Genomic DNA, 20136 nt, shown 5'->3' with positions numbered 1-20136 from the left:
TCAGGGGCGGTACGGGCCGCCCAGGCCCCAGGCCTGGTGCATCGCGTCGGCGAAGGCCGCCGCCAGTTTGTGTTCGCCCGTCGGGCCCGGGTGGGTGCCGTCGTAGGTGTCCCGGTGGATGTCGTACGACTCCGGGACCGTCGCCAGGAGGAGCGGCGAGGAGGCCGTGTCCAGGTCCGCGACCGTCTTCGCGAGGAGCTCGTTGAAGCGGGCGCACTCGGCGGCGAAGGGCGCGTCGTACTCGGCGCGCACGTTCGGGATGACCGGCAGCATGACCGCCCGGACGCGCGGGTTGGCGGCGCGGGCGGCGGTCAGGAAGGCGCGGACGTTCCCGGCGGTCTGGTCGCTGTTGGTGTAGAAGCCCAGGTCGATCAGGCCCAGCGAGATCAGCAGCACGTCCGCGCGGGCCGCCGTCACCGCCTCGCCGACGAGCGGCGCCATGTGCAGCCAGCCCTCGCCCCAGCCGGCCAGATGGCGGCGGGCGGCGGCCGGGAAGTCCCGGCCGGCGTACGCGTGCGAGGTGGCGGCGTCGTCGGCGGGCTCGTACAGCGCGGTGCGCGGGCCGGTGATCTCGTACCCGCCGGGGCCGGGCAGCACGGCCTCCAGGTGCTGCCACATCCGGTACCGCCAGGTGAAGTCGCCGGCGCGTCCGATGGTCATGCTGTCGCCGACGAACAGAAAACGCATGGGGCACATCATCACCGACGCCGGACGACGGCGGCGACGTGACCCCCGACACCACGGGCCCCGTGGCAGGCTGGTCGGCATGCGAACTGCTCTGTGCGTCCTGGGAACGGCGGCCCTCGTCCTGCTCGCGGCCGCCCCCGCCGGCGCGGCGGACGCCGACCGGGACTTCACCGTCGAGGATCCCCGGATCACCGAGTCCAGCGGCCTCGCCGCGAGCCGCGCCCACCCCGGGATCTACTGGACGCACAACGACCAGGACGCGCCCCTGGTCTACGGCATCGACTCCCGAACGGGAAAGACCGTCGCCACCCTCACCATGAAGGGCGTCGGCACGCCACGCGACATGGAGGCGATCTCCGTCGGCCCCGACGGGGACATCTACGTCGGCGACATCGGCGACAACCTCGACGGCTCCTGGGACCACGTCTGGATCTACCGCTTCCCGGAGCCGAGGCAACTGCGCGACCAGACCGTCCGGGCCACGCAGTACGACGTGGAGTACGCCGACGGGCCGCGCAACGCAGAGGCCCTGATGGTCCATCCGAAGACCGGCCGGGTCTACATCGCCAGCAAGAACGAGGACGGCGGCGGACTCTACGCCGGCCCCGAACGGCTCGACGCCTCCCGCACGAACGTCTTCCGGCGGATCGGGGAGGTCCCCTGGGTGACGGACGGCGCCTTCTCGCCGGACGGCGGCCGGCTGGTCCTGCGCGGCTACCTGCTGGCCAAGGAGTACGCGTGGAAGGACGGCCGCCTCGGCGACGACGGCACGTCCGTCGGCGCCCCCTTCCAGGGCCAGGCGGAGTCGGTCACGTACACACGGGACGGCTCGGCGCTGATGTTCGGCGCGGAGGGCCGGGGCAGCCGGGTCGTCCGCGTCGAACGCGCGGGCACGTCACCGTCGCCGGGCGAGGACGCGACGGACCCGGGCCCGTCCGGCACCCCGGATGCGCCGGGCACCGGCCCCGCCGGCCCCACCGCGACCGGCGGCGGCGAGCAGGGGAACTTCGCCCTCGGCGTCGTCGTCCTCGGCCTCGCCACCGTCGTCGTGGTCGGCCTCAAGCGCCTGTTCCGCCGCGACTGAACCGGCCTTCCGGGCGAGACTGGAAGGGACGCTCAGGGACGCCCACCCGTGGAGGAGTCATGACGGCAGCCACTCGCGAGAACACCCCCGTCGCGCTGGAAGGCAACGGCGTGGAGGTCCGCATGCAGGAGGCCGGCGGAGACATGACCGTCGCCTTCATCCACCTGCCCGAGGGCACCGACATGGCGCCGGCGTTCAAGGGCCTGAAGGACGACCTGTGCCAGTGCCCGCACTGGGGCTACCTGCTCAAGGGCCGCATCAGGATGCGTACGCCGTCCGGCGAGGAGATCTACGAGGCCGGGCAGGCCTACTACTGGTCGCCGGGACACGCACCCGAGGCCCTGGAGGACTCCGATCTCGTGGAGTACTCGCCGACCGCCGAGTTCACCGAGGTGATCGACCACGTGAAGGCGCAGGGCTGAGCCGTCGTCGCCGGCCACACCCGGTCCTGCCCCGTCGCACCCGGCAACACCCGGTCCTGCCCCGTCACACCCGGACGAACGGAGCCGTGCGGGGGTACGGAGACGTGCGGAGGGGTACGGAGACGGCCGGGTCGTGCGGGTCGTGCGGGGTGGTACGGAGACGGCCGGGTCATGCGGGTCGTGCGGGGTCGTACGGAAAGGCCCGGCGCCGGACCGATCAGGTCCGGCGCCGGGCCTCCGTACGGGCGGGAGAAGCGACTACAGCTTCTCGATCACGTAGTCGATGCACGCCGTCAGCGCCCGGACGTCCGCCGGGTCGATCGCCGGGAACATCGCGACGCGCAGCTGGTTGCGGCCCAGCTTGCGGTACGGCTCGGTGTCCACGATGCCGTTGGCGCGCAGCGCCTTGGCGACCGCCGCCGCGTCGATCTCGTCCGCGAAGTCGATCGTGCCGATGACCTGCGAGCGCTTCGCCGGGTCGGAAACGAACGGCGTCGCGTACTTGGACTCCTCGGCCCAGCCGTAGAGGGCGTCGGAGGACTCCTTCGTACGGGCCACGGCCCAGTCCAGACCGCCCTGGCCGTTGATCCACTTCAGCTGCTCGTTGAGCAGGAAGAGGGTCGAGAGCGCCGGGGTGTTGTACGTCTGGTTCTTCAGCGAGTTGTCGATCGCGGTCGGCAGGCTGAAGAACTCCGGGATGTGCCGGCCGGACGCGTGGACGCGGGCCGCGCGCTCCAGGGCCGCCGGCGAGAACGCCGCGAGCCACAGGCCGCCCTCGGCGGCGAAGGACTTCTGCGGGGCGAAGTAGTAGACGTCGGTCTCGGTGATGTCGACCGGCAGACCGCCGGCGCCCGAGGTCGCGTCCACGAGGACGAGCGCGCCCTCGTCGGCGCCCGCGACCCGCTTCAGCGGGGCGGCGACACCGGTGGAGGTCTCGTTGTGCGTGTAGGCGTAGACGTCGACGCCCGCCTCGGCCACCGGCTCCGGGTGGGTGCCCGGGTCGGAGGAGATCACGGTCGGCTCGGCCAGCCACGGGGCCAGCTTCGCGGCCTTCGCGAACTTGGAGGAGAACTCGCCGAAGGTGAGGTGCTGCGACTTGTTCTCGATCAGACCGTGGGTCGCGATGTCCCAGAAGGCGGTCGATCCGCCGTTGCCCAGGATCACCTCGTAGCCCTCGGGCAGCGAGAAGAGGTCACGGATGCCGGCACGCACCTCGCCGACCAGGTTCTTGACCGGAGCCTGGCGGTGAGAGGTACCGAGGAGCGAGGTGCCGGTGGCGGCCAGGGCGTCCAGCGCCTCCGTACGCACCTTGGAGGGGCCCGCGCCGAAACGGCCATCGGCGGGCTTGATGTCAGCGGGAATCTGGATATCGGCCACGAGGCGGAGCGTATCGGGTCGGGGAAGCCGGGGCCGGGGGATGTCCGCCGGATGAGACGATGACTGAGACACTGTGTAGTCGTGGGATCACACGAGAACGGGACGGGACCGGGGTCCGGCGCGGAGCCCCGTACGGCGGCGGCGACCGCCGCACTCGCGCGCGACCTGCGCGCCGCCGTGGCCGGCGACGTCGACCTCTCCGTCACCGCCCGCGCCCTGACCTCGATGGACGCCTCCAACTACCGGCGCGTCCCGCTCGGCGTCGTCGCCCCGCGCGACGCCGACGACGTCGCCGCCGCGCTGGAGGTCTGCCGTACGCACGGCGTGCCGGTCGTCGCCCGCGGCGGCGGCACCTCCATCGGCGGGCAGGCCACCGGAACGGGTGTCGTGCTCGACCTCACCCGCCACCTGCGCGACGTCGTGTCGATCGACCCGGAGGCCCGCACGGCCGTCGTCCGGCCGGGGCTCGTGCTCGACCGGCTCAGGGCGGCGGCCCGCCCGTACGGGCTGACCTTCGGCCCCGACCCGTCCACGCACAGCCGCTGCACCCTCGGCGGCATGATCGGCAACAACGCGTGCGGCGCGCACTCGGTGGCCTGGGGCACCACCGCCGACAACGTGCGGGAGCTGGACGTCGTCACCTACGACGGGCGGCGGCTGCGCCTCGGGCAGGACTGGCGGGGCGCGCCGGCCGGTCTGCGGGAGCTGGTGGCCGGCCGGCTCGCGCTGCTGCGGACCGGCTATCCGGCCGGGCTGCCGCGCCGCATCTCCGGTTACGCGCTGGACGCGCTGCTGCCCGAGCGGGGCGCGGACGTGGCCCGTTCCTTCTGCGGCAGCGAGGGCACGCTCGGCGTGGTGACGGAGGCGGTGGTGCGTCTGGTGCCGCTGCCCGCGGAGCCGGTGCTCCTGGTCCTCGGGTACGCGGACGAGGGCGCGGCGGCCGACGCGGCGGCGGGCCTGCTGCCGTACCGGCCCCTGACCGTGGAGGGGATGGCAGCGGATCTCGTGCGGGGCCGGGGCACGGAAGGGCTGCCCCGGGGCGGGGCGTGGCTGTTCGTGGAGGCGGACGGGCGCGGGGCGGCGGCCGAGCTCGTCCGGGCGGCGGACGCGCTGGACTCCGTGCTGGTCGCCGAACCGGCCGGGCAGCGGGCGCTGTGGCGGATCCGGGAGGACGCGGCGGGCACGGCGACGAGACTGCCCGACGGGGCGGAGGCCTGGCCCGGGTGGGAGGACTGCGCGGTGCCGCCGGCCCGGCTCGGGGCCTATCTGCGCGAGTTCCGCGGCCTGTTGGCGGAGCACGGGCTGCGCGGCACGCCGTACGGGCACTTCGGCGACGGCTGCGTCCACGTGCGCATCGACTTCGACCTGTGGACGGGTGAAGGCGTGGGCCGCTTCCGGGAGTTCTCGGAGGCCGTGGCCGAACTCGTGGTGGCGCACGGCGGTTCCCTGTCCGGCGAGCACGGCGACGGCAAGGCGCGGGCGGAGCTGCTGCCGAGGATGTACGGGGACGAGCTCGTCGCCCTGTTCGGCGAGGTCAAGGACCTGTGGGACCCGGACGGCGGCCTGAACCCGGGCATGCTGGTGCGGCCGGAGCCGCTGGACTCCGGGCTGCGGTTCACGGGGCTTCCGGTGGTGGGCCTGGGCCGGGAGGTGGCCCGGTGCGTCGGGGTGGCCAAGTGCCGTGTGGAGGGCCCGGGTTCGGGCCCGGGCGTGATGTGCCCCTCGTACCGTGCGACGGGGGAGGAGAAGCACTCCACGCGCGGCCGGGCCCGGCTCCTGCACGAGATGGCGCTCGGGGAGATCGTCACGGACGGGCTGCGCTCGGAGGAGGTCCGGGACGCGCTCGACCTGTGCCTGTCGTGCAAGGGCTGCCGCAGCGACTGCCCGGTGGGCGTCGACATGGCCGCGTACAAGGCGGAGTTCCTGGCCGGGTACTACGCGGGGCGGCCCTGGAAGCGGCCTCGCTCGCACTGGACGACGGGTGGCCTGCCGCGGCTGCTCGACCGCTTCGGCACGGGCCTGAACCTGGCCATGGGGCTGCCGTTCGCGGCGCGGCTCGCGGGCGTCACGCCGGAGCGGGCGCTGCCCAGGGTGGCGGAGACGTCGTTCGTGTCCTGGTTCGGGGAACGGGCCTCGGGCCGCCCGCCGGTGCTCACGCTCTGGCCGGACACCTTCACCGACCACCTGGCGCCGCAGGTGGGCGCGGCGGCGGTACGGGTCCTGGAGGCCGCCGGACTCGGGATCGCCCTGCCGCCCGGCCGGGTCTGCTGCGGGCTCACCTACGTCTCGACGGGCCGGCTGTCAGCGGCGCGGCGGGTGATGCGCCGCACGCTCGACGTCATGGCGGACGTCGAGGGCCCGGTGGTCGTCCTGGAGCCCTCCTGCGCGGCGGCCCTGCGCGCCGACCTGCCCGAGCTCCTGCCGGACGACCCGCGCGCGGCCCGGCTCGCCGCGTCCGTACGCACCTTCGCCGAGGTCCTGGAGGAACTGGCGCCGGACTGGACACCGCCGCGCGTCGCCCGCCCGGTCACCGGCCAGACCCACTGCCACCAGCACGCGGTCCTGGGCGACGCGGCGGACCGCCGGCTGCGGGAACGGGCGGGCCTGGCCGGCGAACCGGCGGGCGGCTGCTGCGGACTCGCGGGCAACTTCGGCTTCGAACCGGGCCACTACGAGGTCTCCGTCGCCTGCGCCGAGGACCAGCTCCTCCCGGCCCTGCGTTCCGCACCTCCGGACGCACTGGTCCTCGCGGACGGCTTCTCCTGCCGCACCCAGATCGGCCACCTGGCACCGGAACGCCATCCCCGCCATGTGGCGGAGGTACTGGCCGAGGCGCTGGACCAGGGTTACTGAGGAAGGGATTCCCCGGAAGGAGCAGGAGGCGCTTCCGGGGAATCCGGGGCTGTCGGAGCCGGGGGGACTTCCCGCGCTTCCGTCTCCGTCGTGACCGCACCGTCGGGACGGCCGGTGGTGGCGGCGTGGTCGAGCCACCAGCGGAGCGTCTCGGGGTCGGTGCAGTCGTGGATGTGCTCGGCGACGGCGTCGGGCAACATGACGCCTCGCACCGCGAACACGCGCAGAACCGAATCGCTGACGCCGTGCGCCTTGCCCTCGAGGTACGTCTCCTCGGCGAGGGTGCCCCCGCCGGGGAAGTAGGTGCCCGGTGATCGTGGCATCAGAAGATCTCCGCCGTGTGCGCCACGGTGACCGCCCGCTCCAGCCACCGGTCGAGCGTCTCCGTGTCGGTGCACTCCGCGATCCGGCGGGCGTCGGCCTCGGAGACCTCGATGCCCCGCGCCGCCAGCACCGCCAGAACCGACTCGGCCTTGGCTTCGGCCTTGCCCTCCGCCTTGCCCTCCGCCAGGCCTTCGGCCTTCCCCTCGAGGTACGTCTCCTCGACGAGGGTGCCTCGGCCCGGGAAGTAGGTACCTACAGCCATCAGTTTCCTCCAGGTATCCCTGGCCGGGGTGTCACCCAGGCCGATCTCCATGATTTCCGAGTAGTACTTGAAGGAGGCCGGGTCGGCCGTGGCCAGTGCCTTGGCCAGCGCCTCCAGTATGGCCGGGGCCTCCTGATGCGTGCCATGAGTCATGGCGCTGAATGCCGTCATCGCGAGGTTCCGGGACGCCTCGGCCGGGTCGGTGATGATGGGGACGTTGTCCGGGCCGAGGACGAGCGGATGGAGACTGATCGCCGTCCACGGCCCGTAGCCGCTGCGGAAGGGGCCGCCGGCCCATCTCGCCGTGGAGCGGTCCTGGCAGACCACGATCAGGAGTACGGGGAGGCCGTACTTCGCCCCGAGGTACCCCAGGTAGTACGTCCAGCTCGACGCCTTCTCCCAGTCCCGTCGGCCCTGTGCCTCGATGGCGAGGAGGAAGCCGTCGCCGTCGGGTGGTTTGACGCGCAGGACGCTGTCGACACGGCGCTCCAAGGGGCGGATTTCGGTGGCGTCCGGGCTGAGGACCTCGACCGTGGCCTTGATCGGCAGCGGTACGCCGAGGATCTCGAAGACCGGGGGCAGTAACTCCGGGCGGTCCTGGAAGATCCGGTGCGAGGTCTCGTGCGTGGAAGTGACCATGCCGCGAACGTAGGGGCGCGACAGCGACACGGGAATGCCCTTGGCATATGACCACCCGTCCGGGTGACGTCACTCTCCCCGGGCGATCTCCCGCGCCAGCTCCGCCAGCGCGCCCGTCGCCGGGTGCCGGGCGGTGGCGCGCCAGGCCAGGAGGACCGGGAGGGGCGGGGCGTCGAGGAGGGGGCGGTAGGTGACGCCGGGGTGGGGGTGGAGGGCGGCCGTCGAGGCGGAGGAGACGCCGATGCCGCGGCCCGCGGCGATCGCCGCGAGCCAGTCGTCGGTGTTGGCGACGGTGCGGGTCGCGCGGGGGCGGGCGTCGGGAGGCCAGAGGTCGAGGGTGGTGGTGCCGGAGACCGCGTTGAGGACCGCCGTCTCGGCCGCCAGCTCCGCCAGCGTGAGCTCCGGGCGTGCGGCGAGCGGGCTGTCGGCCGGCAGGGCGGCCACGCGGTGTTCGGTGATCAGCTGCTCGGTCACCAGGCCCGGGATCTCCACCGGGCCGCGCAGCAGCGCCGCGTCCACCTCGCCGCGCAGCAGGCCCGCGGTGCGGTCGTCGATCCGGAGCAGTTCGAGCGGGGTCCCGGGGTGTTCCCGCTGCCAGCGGCGCAGGAGGGGCGTGGTGTACGGGCCGAAGGCCGACCACGCGTGGCCGAGCCGGAGCGGGCGGTGGTGGAGCCGGCCGGGGTCGACGGCCGCGTCGAACGCGGCGACCGCGGCGGCCGCCCGGTCGCGGAAGGCGCGGCCTTCGGGAGTGAGGGCGAGGTGGTGCGTGGAGCGGTCGACGAGCCGGGCGCCGAGCTGTTTCTCCAGGGAGGCGAGCGTGCGGGACACGGCGGGCTGGGTGAGGTGCAGCCGGGTGGCGGCCCGGGTGAGGTTGCCCTCCTCCGCGATGGCGAGGAAGCAGCGCAGGTGGCGGAGCTCGATGCTGGTGCGGCTCATGCGTGCGGAGCATAACCGCAGCGCGATCGGCATTTCCGGTGCCGCGCCCGAGGTCGTAGCGTGAAGCGGAAGGTTCGGTTCGGGGCGAGCTCCGGGCCAGGGCCGGACCCGGCGGCCCGGCGGGTCGGTCCGGGAGGGTCCGGTGGCGCTTCGGCGGGCCGGTCTGGGGCCCGTGCGGGGCAGGACGGCGCTCTCGGGTCGGTCCGGGAGGGTCCGGTGGCGCTTCGGCGGGCCGGTCTGGGGCCCGTGCGGGGTCGGACGGCGTCGTCGCGGTCGGTCCCCAAGGGGTCCGGCGGCGCTTCGACGGGCGGCCGGTTCGGGGCTCGTGCGGAAATGGGTTCGAGCCCGCAGGGGTCCAGTCCACTATGCTGGACCTTGTAGTCCACTGTGGTGGACTGACCTCCGTACGACGGCAAGGCTAGGAGCGCGCCCGGTGGAAAGCCCGGTCAAGGACATGTCCGCCACCCCGGCGGCCCGGACCGCCACGAACCCGGCGGCACCGGGCGGCCCAGCCGCCGCCCGGCCCGCCGGGGCGCCCGCGCCCGCGGCCGGTGCGCGTGCGGCCGGCCGCCTCGGTCCCGTCGCGCTCGTCGTCGCCGGCGGGCTCTCCGTGCAGTTCGGCTCGGCCGTGGCCGTCCTCCTCATGCCCCGCGCCGGCGCCCTCGGCGTCGTCACCCTGCGGCTCGTGCTCGCCGCCGCCGTCCTGCTGATCGCCTGCCGGCCCAAGGTCCGCGGCTACGGCCGCGCCGACTGGGGGACCGTGCTCGCCTTCGGCGCCGCCATGTCCGGCATGAACATCCTCTTCTACCTCTCCGTCGCCCGGATCCCGCTCGGCGCCGCCGTCACCCTCGAGGTCCTCGGCCCGCTCGCCCTCTCCGTCATCGCCTCCCGCCGCCTGGTGAACCTCCTCTGGGCCGGGCTCGCCCTCGCCGGCGTCGTCCTGCTCAGCGGCGCCCACGGCGGCGGCTTCGACCGGCTCGACCCGGCCGGCGCCGGATTCGCCCTCGCCGCGGGCGCCATGTGGGCCGCGTACATCGTCTTCAGCGCCCGTACCGGCCGCCGCTTCCCGCAGGCCGACGGCCTCGCCCTCGCGATGGCCGTCGGCGCCGTCATCAGCCTGCCCTTCGGCCTCGCGTCCGCGGGCGACAAGCTGCTCGACCCGGTGACGATCGGTCTCGGCCTCGGTGTCGCCCTGATGTCCTCCGTGCTGCCCTACACCCTCGAACTCCTCGCGCTGCGCCGTCTGCCCGCGCCCACCTTCGCCATCCTCATGAGTCTGGAGCCGGCCATCGCCGCCACCGCCGGCTTCCTCGTCCTCCACCAGGCCCTCGGCCCGGCCGACGCGCTCGCCATCGCCCTGGTCATCGCGGCCAGCATGGGCGCCGTACGGACCCAGGTGGCCCGATCCCGTTGATCTCTGACCCGTGGCCGGTTTCCGCGGTCACGGGTCCGACCGCAGGATGTTCGCCATGGCCCTTGAAATGCGCGAACGCTGCGAACGCTGCGAGACGACCGCCCTGCCCGTCGACGCACCCGCCCGGATCTGTACGTACGAGTGCACCTTCTGCGTGCCGTGCTCGGACGCCATGGACGACGTCTGCCCCAACTGCGGCGGCGAACTGGTCGCCAGGCCCCGCCGCGCGGCCTGAACCCGCGCCCTCGGAGTCCCGGGCCGGGCGGCCCGGGCCGGCCTCCCGCAAAATCTCAAGCAAGCACGCTTGATTGTTTCTCCCCCGGCTGCCATGCTCCTCACGCACGTCCGTGGCCAGCCGTCCCCCGAGGGGAGCGCACCGTGTCCGACCCCGCCGTCGTCCTCGACGACCTGCGTGCCGAGAGCGAGGAAGTCGAGGCTCTGGTCAGGGCGTTGACCGACGAGCAGTGGGCCCTGCCCACGCCCGCGCCGCGCTGGACGGTCGCCCACCAGATCGCCCACCTCGCCTGGACCGACGCCGCCGCGCTGCTCGCGGCGACCGACCCCGAGGCCTTCGCCGCCGAGGCGGAGAAGGCGCTCGCCGCGCCCGACCGCTTCGTCGACGACGGCGCGGAGGAGGGCGCCGCCCTGCCGCCCGCCGAGCTGCTCGAACGCTGGTGCGCGGGCCGGGAGCGGCTGCACCAGGTGCTGCGCGAGGCCCCGCCCGGGACGCGTTTTCCCTGGTACGGGCCCGCCATGAGCGCCGTGTCCCTCGCCACCGCACGCCTGATGGAGACCTGGGCGCACGGCCAGGACGTGGCCGACGCGCTCGGCGTCGTGCGGAGGCCGACGGCGCGGCTGCGGCACGTGGCCTGGATCGGGCTGCGGGCCCGGGACTACGCGTACCTCGTGCGCGGGCTCACGCCGCCCGCCGAGCCGTTCCGGGTCGAGCTGACCGGCCCCGACGGCGAGCGGTGGGCGTACGGGCCCGACGACGCGCCCCAGGTGATCGCCGGGCCCGCGCTCGACTTCTGTCTGCTCGTCACCCAGCGGGTCCACCGGGCCGACACCGCGCTCGTCGCCCACGGCGCCGACGCCGAGCACTGGCTCACCGTCGCCCAGGCCTTCGCCGGCCCGGCGGGCGGGGGCCGGGCGCCCAGGGAGGACGGCGCGTGATCCTGCGGATCGGCAACGCCTCCGGCTTCTACGGCGACCGCTTCGACGCGGTCCGGGAGATGCTGACCGGCGGTGAACTCGACGTCCTCACCGGCGACTACCTCGCCGAGCTGACCATGCTCATCCTCGGCCGCGACCTGCTCAAGGACCCCGCCGCCGGATACGCCAGGACCTTCCTGCGGCAGATGGAGGAAGGGCTCGGCCTCGCCCACGACCGCGGCGTGCGGATCGTCGCCAACGCCGGCGGCCTCAACCCCGCCGGTCTCGCCGACGCCCTGCGGGCCCTCGCCGAGCGGCTCGGCGTGCCCGCCCGGATCGCCCACGTCGAGGGCGACCGGCTGCCCGCCGAGCCCGGCGTCCTCGCGGCCAACGCCTACCTCGGCGGCGCCGGGATCGCCGCCTGCCTCAGCGCCGGCGCCGACGTCGTCGTCACCGGCCGGGTGACGGACGCCGCGCTCGTCACCGGGCCCGCGCAGTGGTTCTTCGGCTGGGGCCCGGAGGCGTACGACGAGCTGGCGGGCGCGGTCGTCGCCGGACACGTCCTGGAGTGCGGCACCCAGGCCACCGGCGGCAACTACGCCTTCTTCACCGGCCACGACGTGCGCCGCCCCGGCTTCCCGCTCGCCGAGCTCCACGAGGACGGCAGCGCGGTCGTCACCAAGCACCCGGGCACGGGCGGGGTCGTCGACCTCGGCACCGTCACCGCCCAGCTCTTGTACGAGACGGCCGGAGCCCGCTACGCGGGGCCCGACGTCACCGCCCGCCTCGACTCCGTACGCCTCACCCAGGAGGGCCCGGGCCGGGTGCGGATCGACGGCGTACGGGGCGAGGCGCCGCCGCCCACGCTCAAGGCCGGCATCTGCCGGCTCGGCGGCTTCCGCAACGAGGTCGTCTTCGTGCTCACCGGCCTCGACATCGAGGCCAAGGCGCGGCTCGTGCAGGAACAGGTCCTCGACGTCCTCGCCAAGTCCCCGCCCGCAGAGATCCGTTGGGAGCTGGCCCGCACCGACCACGAGGACGCCGGCACCGAGGAGACCGCCAGCGCGCTGCTCCGGCTCGTCGTCCGCGACCAGGACCCGGACAAGGTCGGCCGGGCCCTGACCGGCGCCGCGATCGAGCTTGCCCTCGCGAGCTACCCCGGCTTCCACGTCACGGCCCCTCCCGGCAAGGGCGCCCCCTACGGCGTCTTCGACAGCGCGTACGTGCCGGCGGGCGAGGTCGCGCACACGGCCGTGCTGCCCGACGGGACCCGCGTCCCCGTGCCCGCACCGGCCGTGACCCGGGAGCTCGCACCCGTACCCGAACCGGACCTTCCGGCGCCGCTCCCGGCCGGGCCGGCCCGCCGGGTGCCGCTCGGCCTCGTCGCCGGGGCCCGCAGCGGCGACAAGGGCGGGGACGCCAACGTCGGCGTCTGGGTCCGCACCGACCGCGCGTGGCGCTGGCTCGTGCACGCCCTCACCGTCGAGCACTTCCGCGAACTCCTCCCGGAGACCCGCGACCTGGCCGTAACCCGGCACGTCCTGCCCGGCCTCAAGGCCCTCAACTTCACCGTGACCGGACTCCTCGGCGAGGGCGTGGCCTCCCGGGCCCGCTTCGACCCGCAGGGCAAGGCCCTCGGCGAATGGCTCCGCTCCCGCCACACCGACGTACCGGTGGACCTCCTGGAGGAAGCCCGATGACCGTCCTCGCCTCCGCCCTCGACACCGGCGGACCCGACTACGCGGCCCACCGCGCCGCCATGCTGGACAAGCTCGCCGCGCTCGACGCCGAGCACGCCAAGGCGCTGGCCGGCGGCGGCGAGAAGTACACCGCCCGGCACCGTGGGCGCGGCAAGCTCCTCGCACGCGAGCGGATCGAACTGCTCGTCGACCCGGACACCCCGTTCCTCGAGCTGTCGCCGCTCGCGGCCTGGGGCAGCGACTACCCCGTCGGGGCGTCGCTGGTGACCGGCATCGGGGTGGTCGAGGGCGTCGAGTGCCTGATCACCGCCAACGACCCCACCGTGCGCGGCGGCGCGTCCAACCCGTGGACGCTGAAGAAGGCGCTGCGGGCGAACGAGGTCGCGTTCGCCAACCGGCTCCTGGTCATCTCGCTCGTCGAGTCCGGCGGCGCCGACCTGTCCTCCCAGAAGGAGATCTTCATCCCCGGCGGGGCGCTCTTCCGCGACCTCACCCGGCTCTCCGCGGCCGGGATCCCCACGATCGCGGTCGTCTTCGGCAACTCGACGGCCGGCGGCGCGTACGTGCCCGGCATGTCCGACCACACCGTGATGATCAAGGAGCGGTCGAAGGTCTTCCTGGGCGGGCCGCCGCTGGTGAGGATGGCGACGGGCGAGGAGAGCGACGACGAGTCGCTCGGCGGCGCCGGGATGCACGCGCGGACCAGCGGTCTCGCCGACCACTACGCCGTCGACGAGGCCGACGCGCTGCGCCAGGCCCGCCGGATCGTCGCCCGCCTCAACCACCGCAAGGCACACGCCGATCCGCCGTTCGCCGAGCCTCCGAAGTACGACGAGGAGGAGCTGCTCGGGATCGTCCCCGGCGACCTCAAGACGCCGTTCGACCCGCGCGAGGTGATCGCCCGGATCGTGGACGGCTCCGACTTCGACGAGTTCAAGCCGCTGTACGGGACGAGCCTGGTGACCGGCTGGGCGGAGCTGCACGGCTACCCGGTCGGCATCCTCGCCAACGCGCAGGGCGTGCTGTTCTCCGCCGAGTCGCAGAAGGCGGCGCAGTTCATCCAGCTCGCCAACCAGCGGGACATCCCGCTGCTGTTCCTCCACAACACCACCGGCTACATGGTGGGCAGGGAGTACGAGCAGGGCGGCATCATCAAGCACGGCGCGATGATGATCAACGCGGTGTCGAACTCCCGCGTGCCCCATCTGTCCGTCCTCATGGGCGCGTCGTACGGCGCCGGGCACTACGGCATGTGCGGCCGGGCCTACGACCCGCGGTTCCTCTTCGCCTGGCCCAGTGCCAAGTCCGCCGTCATGGGCCCGCAGCAGCTCGCGGGCGTGCTCTCCATCGTGGCGCGCGCCTCGGCGGAGGCGAAGGGACAGCCTTACGACGAGGAGCAGGACGCCGGCATGCGGGCGTTCGTCGAGGCGCAGATCGAGAGCGAGTCGCTGCCGATGTTCCTGTCCGGGCGGCTGTACGACGACGGGGTCATCGACCCGCGCGACACGCGCACGGTCCTCGGGCTCTGCCTGTCCGCGATCCACACGGCACCGGTCGAGGGCGCGCGCGGCGGCTTCGGCGTCTTCCGAATGTGAGGCCTCTGGTGATCTCTTCAGTTCTTGTGGCGAACCGGGGCGAGATCGCCTGCCGGGTGTTCCGCACCTGCCGTGACCTCGGCATCGCGACGGTGGCGGTGTACTCCGACGCGGACGCGGACGCCCTGCACGTACGGGAGGCCGACGCGGCGGTACGGCTGCCGGGGGCGGCGCCCGCCGACACGTACCTGCGCGGCGACCTGGTGGTGAAGGCCGCCCTCGCGGCCGGCGCCGACGCCGTCCACCCCGGCTACGGATTCCTGTCCGAGAACAAGGAGTTCGCGGAGGCGGTCCTCGCGGCGGGACTGGTCTGGATCGGACCGCCGCCGGAGGCGATCGAGGCGATGGCGTCGAAGACGCGCGCCAAGGAGCTGATGGGCATCCCGCCGCTGACGGACGTCACCGAGGCGGACCTGCCGGTCCTGGTGAAGGCGGCGGCGGGCGGTGGCGGTCGCGGCATGCGCGTGGTACGGGAACTCGCGTCCCTGGAAGGCGAGTTGTCTGCGGCATCGGCCGAGGCGCTGAGCGCCTTCGGGGACGGCGAGGTGTTCGTCGAGCCGTACGTGGAGAACGGCCGCCACGTCGAGGTGCAGATCCTCGCCGACGCCCACGGCACGGTGTGGACCCTCGGCACCCGCGACTGCTCGCTCCAGCGCCGCCACCAGAAGGTGATCGAGGAGGCGCCGGCGCCCGGCCTGCCGGCCGCGCTCGTCGACGAGCTGTGCGCGCGCTCGGCCGCCGCCGCGAAGGCCGTCGGCTACGTCGGCGCGGGCACGGTCGAGTTCCTCGTCGCGGACGTCGCCCGAGCTCCCGGCTGCGCTCGAGCAGGGACCCCCACGGCGCACTTCCTGGAGATGAACACCCGCCTCCAGGTCGAGCACCCGGTGACGGAGGAGATCCACGGCGTCGACCTGGTCGCCCTCCAGATCGCGGTCGCGGAGGGCACGCCGCTGGACCCGGAGCCCCCGGCCGCCCGGGGCCACGCGGTCGAGGCCCGCGTCTACGCGGAGGACCCGGCGGCCGGCTGGACCCCGCAGACCGGCGTGCTGCACGCCCTGGAGTTCCCGGCCGGGCCGGGGGTGCGGATCGACACCGGATACGCCTCGGGGGACTCCGTGCCCGTGCACTACGACGCCATGCTGGCCAAGGTCGTCGTGCACGCGCCGACCCGGGAGGCCGCCGTGCGCAGGCTGGCGCACGTCCTGGAGCGGGCCCGGGTCCACGGCCCGGTCACCAACCGCGACCTGCTCGTCGCGTCCCTCCGGCACCCCGGCTTCCAGGACCCCGACCGGCTCGACACCGGCTTCTACGGCCGTCACCTCGACGCACTGACCCGGCCCGGCGACGGCGCGGCGCCCGCGGCCGTGGCCGCCGCCCTCGCCGACGCGGCCCGCAACGCCGGGCGGTTCGGCGGCTGGCGGAACCTGCCGTCGCAGGACCAGGTGAAGACGTACGGCGAGCAGGAGGTGCGCTACCGGCACGGCCGCTCCGGGTACACCGTCACCGCCCCCGACGGCATCCGTGCCGTCTCCGTCACGCCGAGCGCCGTCCGCCTCGAAGTCCTCGGCGTCGTCAGGGACTTCGAGGTCACGGCGTACGACGACGGGACCGTCCACGTCGGCCCGCACCGGCTCACCGCCCGGCCCCGCTTCACCGACCCCACCGGGCAGCGGGAACCCGGTTCGCTGCTCGCGCCCATGCCCGGCACCGTCGTCCGGGTCGCCGACGGGCTGACCGTCGGCGACCGGGTGGCGGCCGGACAGCCGCTGCTCTGGCTGGAGGCCATGAAGATGGAGCACCGGGTCACCGCTCCCGCCGCCGGCACGCTCACCGCGCTCCACGCCGCACCCGGCCGCCAGGTCGAGGTCGGCGCCCTGCTCGCCGTCGTACAGCCCGAAGACCGGGCCGGCGTACCGACCGAAGCCCAGGAGGAAGCCTCCGCATGAGCACCCTCATCGAGTCCCCGGAACACATCGCCCTCCGCGCCGCCGTCTCCGCGCTCGGCCACCGCCACGGCCCCGGCTTCGACCGGGCGTCCCTGTGGGCGGAGGCCGGCAAGCTCGGCTACCTCGGGGTGAACCTGCCCGAGGAGTACGGCGGCGGGGGCGGTGGCATGGCCGAGCTGTCCATCGTCCTGGAGGAGGCGGGCGCGGCCGGCGCGCCGCTCCTCATGATGGTCGTGTCGCCCGCGATCTGCGGCACGGTCATCGCCCGCTTCGGCACGGACGCGCAGAAGGCGGCCTGGCTGCCCGGCCTCGCCGACGGCTCGCGCACCATGGCCTTCGGCATCACCGAGCCCGACGCGGGCTCCAACTCCCACCGCATCACGACCACGGCCACCCGCACCGAGGACGGCTGGGTCCTCAACGGCCGCAAGGTCTTCGTCTCCGGCGTCGACATCGCCGACGCGACCCTGATCGTCGGCCGCACCTCCGACGCCCGCACCGGCAACCTCAAGGCCTGCCTCTTCGTCGTCCCGCGCGACACGCCCGGCTTCGGGCGCCGCCGGATCGACATGGAACTCGCGGCGGACGAGAAGCAGTTCGAGCTCGTCCTCGACGACGTGCACCTCCCCGCCGACGCGCTGGTCGGCGACGAGGACGCGGGCCTCCTCCAGCTCTTCGCCGGCCTCAACCCCGAGCGGATCATGACCGCCGCCTTCGCGATCGGCATGGGCCGCTATGCCCTCGCCCAGGCCGTGAAGTACGCCAAGGAGCGCCAGGTCTGGAAGGCCCCGATCGGCTCCCACCAGGCCATCGCGCACCCGCTGGCCCAGTCCCACATCGAGCTCGAACTGGCCCGCCTGATGATGCGCAAGGCCGCCGCCCTGTACGACGCGGGCGACGATCTGGCGGCGGGCGAGGCCGCCAACATGGCCAAGTACGCCGCCGCCGAGGCCTGTGTGAAGGCCGTCGACCAGTCCGTCCACACCCTGGGCGGCAACGGCCTCACCCGCGAGTTCGGCCTCGCCCGGCTGGTCACGGCGGCCCGCGTGGCCCGGATCGCCCCGGTCAGCCGCGAGATGATCCTCAACTTCGTGTCCCACCAGACGCTGGGGCTGCCGAAGTCGTACTGACGGCGTCCGGGGCGCCGGAGGGTTCTTCGTGTATCGCCGGCGTATCGAGAACCGCATACGCCGACGCAACGGTCCTCCGTGTCCAATGGGTCCATGAACCACGACGTGACCCTGGACCCGACCCTGCCGGCACCGCCCGGCCGCACACGGACACGTACGCGCACGCGGCGGGCCGTGGTCGCCGGTCTGGCGGTCCTCGGCCTGGCGGGCGCCTTGTCCGTCGTGCGCGGGCCGCTCCTGATGGCCGCACCGCGGTGCGCGGCCGGGCGCTGGCACGGGTGCTTCGACACGTTCAACGGCGTCGTGCTCATGACGCTCGTCGCGGTGCCGTTGAGCCTGCTGCTGGTGTGGGCCCTGGCCTGGCGACGGCGGGCCGCCGGCGTCGGGTCGGCGTGGCGGCTGTCGCTGGCAGAGGTGGGCATGGTCCACGGGACGGTGCCGTGGGTGTGGATGACCATGATGCCGGGCGCCGGGGCCGGCGTCGTCCCCGGCCGGGTGAGCCTGGTGCCGCTGCGGGACCTGGTCACGATGGGGCCGCTCGGGATCGGCGGCAACCTGCTGGTCCTCGCGGCGCTGGGGTTCTTCGCCCCGATGCGATGGGCGGCGCTGGCGTCCGTGCCGCGGATCCTGGCCCTCGGGGCCGGCTGCTCGGTCCTGATCGAGACCGCCCAGTACGTCCTGCAGCTCGACCGGGTGTCGTCCGTGGACGACGTCCTGGTCAACGCCACCGGCGCCGGTCTCGCCGCGCTGGCGTCGCGCCGCTGGTGGCGCGGCACGGCGGAAGCCGCGCATACGTCGGCGATATGCCGGGCTGCCTAGGCTTCCCACATGCGCGTACTGATCGTGGAGGACGAGCCCTACCTGGCCGAAGCCGTCCGGGACGGCCTGCGGCTGGAAGCGATCGCCGCCGACGTCGCCGGCGACGGCGACTCCGCCCTGGAACTGCTCGCCGTCAACTCCTACGACCTCGCGGTCCTCGACCGCGACATCCCCGGCCCCTCCGGCGACGAGGTCGCCCGGCGCATCGTCGCCTCCGGCAGCGGCATCCCGATCCTCATGCTCACCGCCGCCGACCGGATCGACGACAAGGCGTCCGGGTTCGCGCTCGGCGCCGACGACTACCTCACCAAGCCGTTCGAGCTGCGGGAGCTCGTCCTGCGGCTGCGGGCCCTCGACCGCAGGCGCGCGTACGCCCGGCCCCCGGTCCGCGAGATCGCGGGCCTGCGCCTCGACCCGTTCCGCCGGGAGGTCTTCCGCGACGGGCGGTACGTGGCGCTCACCCGCAAGCAGTTCGCCGTGCTCGAAATCCTCGTCGCCGCCGAAGGCGGCGTCGTCAGCGCCGAGGAACTGCTCGAACGGGCCTGGGACGGGAACGCCGACCCGTTCACCAACGCCGTCCGCATCACCGTCTCCGCACTGCGCAAGAGGCTCGGCGAACCGTGGGCCATCGCCACCGTGCCGGGCGTGGGCTACCGCATCGACACCGCCCCCGGCACCGGCCACGAGACCGCACCCGGCACCGGCGACGGCCGTGAATAGACGCCCAGGACTCAGCGTCCGCCTGAAGCTCACCCTCAGCTATGCCGGGCTCGTCCTCGTGACAGGCACCGTCCTGCTGGCCGTGGTGTGGCTGTTCCTGCTGCGCTACGTACCCGACAGTGATCAGGGGCTGCTCGGGATCTCACCCAACCGGTACCTCCTCTCGCGCATCTTCGGTCGCGCCGCGGCCGTGGCGATGGGCTTCCTGCTCGTGTTCGGCCTCGTCGGAGGATGGTTCCTCGCCGGCCGGATGCTCGCACCGCTCGACCGGATCACGGCGGCGGCGCGGGCCGCCGGGAGCGGATCGCTGTCCCACCGGATCCGCATGGAGGGCCGCCAGGACGAGTTCCGTGAACTCGCCGACACGTTCGACACCATGCTCGAACGGCTCGACTCGCACGTCGCCGAGCAGCAGCGGTTCGCCGCGAACGCCTCCCACGAACTGCGCACCCCGCTGGCCGTCTCCCAGACGCTGCTCGACGTCGCCCGCGAGGACCCCACGCGGGACCGGGACGAACTCCTCGCCCGCCTCCAGGCCGTGAACACGCGCGCGATCGGCCTCACCGAGGCCCTCCTGCTGCTCAGCCGCAGCGACCGGGGGACCTTCGCCCGCGAGGACGTCGACCTCTCCCTCGTCGCCGAAGAGGCCGCCGAGACCCTGCTCCCGCTCGCCGAACAGCGCGGGACCACGCTCGACGTCACCGGCGCGGCGGCACGCACCCACGGCTCCGCGGAGCTCCTGCTGCGGATGGTGACGAACCTCGTCCAGAACGCCGTCGTCCACAACCTCCCCGGCGGCGGCACCGTCACCGTCCACACCGAGGAGCAGGGCAACACGAGCGTGCTGCGGGTCGAGAACACCGGCCCCCCGCTCCCGCCCGAACTGCTGCCCACCCTCACCGAACCCTTCCAGCGCGGAACGGAACGCGCGCGCACCGACGAGCACGCCGGCGTCGGCCTCGGCCTCGCGATCGTCCACAGCATCACCCGTGCCCACGCCGGCACCCTCGACCTCGCCGCCCGCCCCGGCGGAGGCCTGGTCGTCACGGTCCGGCTTCCCGGCTTGCCGTAGGGGC

18 protein-coding genes are annotated in these 20136 nt (G+C 73.9%); 13 read left to right on the top strand and 5 right to left on the bottom strand.

Annotated features, from left to right (window positions below):
* Positions 1-687, bottom strand: coding sequence for a GDSL-type esterase/lipase family protein (locus tag ACFY8W_RS11480; protein ID WP_391103181.1), 687 nt, complete (start codon positions 685-687; stop codon positions 1-3).
* A gap of 79 nt (positions 688-766) precedes the next feature.
* On the opposite strand from ACFY8W_RS11480, the gene ACFY8W_RS11475 reads away from it, so the two are divergent.
* Both ACFY8W_RS11475 and ACFY8W_RS11470 read left to right on the top strand, forming a co-directional pair.
* Complete coding sequence (locus tag ACFY8W_RS11475; protein WP_391103179.1) at positions 767-1771, top strand: WD40 repeat domain-containing protein; 1005 nt, start codon at positions 767-769, stop codon at positions 1769-1771.
* A gap of 59 nt (positions 1772-1830) precedes the next feature.
* Positions 1831-2193 carry a hypothetical protein gene (locus ACFY8W_RS11470; RefSeq protein WP_391103176.1) on the top strand — a complete coding sequence of 121 codons (363 nt, stop codon included), beginning with the start codon at positions 1831-1833 and terminating at the stop codon, positions 2191-2193.
* Positions 2194-2451: 258 nt separating this feature from the next.
* On the opposite strand, the gene serC is transcribed toward ACFY8W_RS11470, so the two are convergent.
* On the bottom strand, positions 2452-3570 hold the full coding sequence (gene serC, locus ACFY8W_RS11465; protein ID WP_391103173.1) for a phosphoserine transaminase: 1119 nt from the start codon (positions 3568-3570) through the stop codon (positions 2452-2454).
* A gap of 177 nt (positions 3571-3747) precedes the next feature.
* On the opposite strand from serC, the gene ACFY8W_RS11460 reads away from it, so the two are divergent.
* Positions 3748-6423 (top strand): FAD-linked oxidase C-terminal domain-containing protein, encoded by a 2676-nt coding sequence (locus ACFY8W_RS11460; RefSeq protein ID WP_391103887.1) that lies wholly within the window; start codon positions 3748-3750, stop codon positions 6421-6423.
* On the opposite strand, the gene ACFY8W_RS11455 is transcribed toward ACFY8W_RS11460, so the two are convergent.
* The 3 genes from ACFY8W_RS11455 to ACFY8W_RS11445 form a co-directional block, all read right to left on the bottom strand.
* Complete coding sequence (locus ACFY8W_RS11455; protein WP_391103171.1) at positions 6417-6746, bottom strand: hypothetical protein; 330 nt, start codon at positions 6744-6746, stop codon at positions 6417-6419. The genes ACFY8W_RS11460 and ACFY8W_RS11455 overlap by 7 nt on opposite strands.
* On the bottom strand, positions 6746-7648 hold the full coding sequence (locus tag ACFY8W_RS11450) for a hypothetical protein (RefSeq protein WP_391103168.1): 903 nt from the start codon (positions 7646-7648) through the stop codon (positions 6746-6748). The genes ACFY8W_RS11455 and ACFY8W_RS11450 overlap by 1 nt, the downstream gene beginning before the upstream one ends.
* Before the next feature lie 69 nt (positions 7649-7717).
* A complete protein-coding gene (locus ACFY8W_RS11445; protein WP_391103165.1) occupies positions 7718-8617 on the bottom strand; it encodes a LysR substrate-binding domain-containing protein in 900 nt (299 codons plus the stop codon).
* A gap of 421 nt (positions 8618-9038) precedes the next feature.
* Here ACFY8W_RS11445 and ACFY8W_RS11440 point away from each other — a divergent pair, with 421 nt between their 5' ends.
* The 10 genes from ACFY8W_RS11440 to ACFY8W_RS11395 all read left to right on the top strand — a co-directional run bounded on the left by ACFY8W_RS11440 (position 9039) and on the right by ACFY8W_RS11395 (position 20132).
* The gene (locus ACFY8W_RS11440; RefSeq protein ID WP_391103885.1) at positions 9039-9998 is read left to right on the top strand and encodes an EamA family transporter; all 960 of its coding nucleotides are present in this window, start codon (positions 9039-9041) and stop codon (positions 9996-9998) included.
* A 55-nt stretch (positions 9999-10053) separates the two neighbouring features.
* Complete coding sequence (locus ACFY8W_RS11435; RefSeq protein ID WP_391103162.1) at positions 10054-10233, top strand: DUF1272 domain-containing protein; 180 nt, start codon at positions 10054-10056, stop codon at positions 10231-10233.
* A gap of 143 nt (positions 10234-10376) precedes the next feature.
* Positions 10377-11171, top strand: coding sequence for a TIGR03084 family metal-binding protein (locus tag ACFY8W_RS11430; RefSeq protein WP_391103160.1), 795 nt, complete (start codon positions 10377-10379; stop codon positions 11169-11171).
* A complete protein-coding gene (locus ACFY8W_RS11425) occupies positions 11168-12850 on the top strand; it encodes an acyclic terpene utilization AtuA family protein (RefSeq protein WP_391103157.1) in 1683 nt (560 codons plus the stop codon). The genes ACFY8W_RS11430 and ACFY8W_RS11425 overlap by 4 nt, the downstream gene beginning before the upstream one ends.
* The gene (locus tag ACFY8W_RS11420; protein WP_391103155.1) at positions 12847-14445 is read left to right on the top strand and encodes a carboxyl transferase domain-containing protein; all 1599 of its coding nucleotides are present in this window, start codon (positions 12847-12849) and stop codon (positions 14443-14445) included. Before ACFY8W_RS11425 ends, ACFY8W_RS11420 begins: the two co-directional genes overlap by 4 nt.
* 8 nt (positions 14446-14453) lie before the next feature.
* Complete coding sequence (locus tag ACFY8W_RS11415; protein WP_391103153.1) at positions 14454-16391, top strand: biotin carboxylase N-terminal domain-containing protein; 1938 nt, start codon at positions 14454-14456, stop codon at positions 16389-16391.
* Complete coding sequence (locus tag ACFY8W_RS11410) at positions 16388-17521, top strand: acyl-CoA dehydrogenase family protein (RefSeq protein ID WP_391103150.1); 1134 nt, start codon at positions 16388-16390, stop codon at positions 17519-17521. The genes ACFY8W_RS11415 and ACFY8W_RS11410 overlap by 4 nt, the downstream gene beginning before the upstream one ends.
* Positions 17522-17614: 93 nt before the next feature.
* Positions 17615-18340: a VanZ family protein gene (locus ACFY8W_RS11405; protein ID WP_391103148.1), complete on the top strand. Its 726-nt coding sequence runs from the start codon at positions 17615-17617 to the stop codon at positions 18338-18340.
* A 9-nt stretch (positions 18341-18349) separates the two neighbouring features.
* Entirely contained in the window at positions 18350-19060 is a 711-nt protein-coding gene (locus tag ACFY8W_RS11400) for a response regulator (protein WP_391103145.1), read from the top strand.
* The gene (locus ACFY8W_RS11395; protein ID WP_391103143.1) at positions 19053-20132 is read left to right on the top strand and encodes an ATP-binding protein; all 1080 of its coding nucleotides are present in this window, start codon (positions 19053-19055) and stop codon (positions 20130-20132) included. Before ACFY8W_RS11400 ends, ACFY8W_RS11395 begins: the two co-directional genes overlap by 8 nt.
* Positions 20133-20136: the final 4 nt, after the last annotated feature.

It is taken from the genome of Streptomyces sp. NPDC012637, from assembly GCF_042954805.1.
GTDB lineage: Bacteria > Actinomycetota > Actinomycetes > Streptomycetales > Streptomycetaceae > Streptomyces.
Note: the sequence above shows the minus strand (reverse complement) of the source record. Positions and strands in the feature narration are given on the sequence as shown.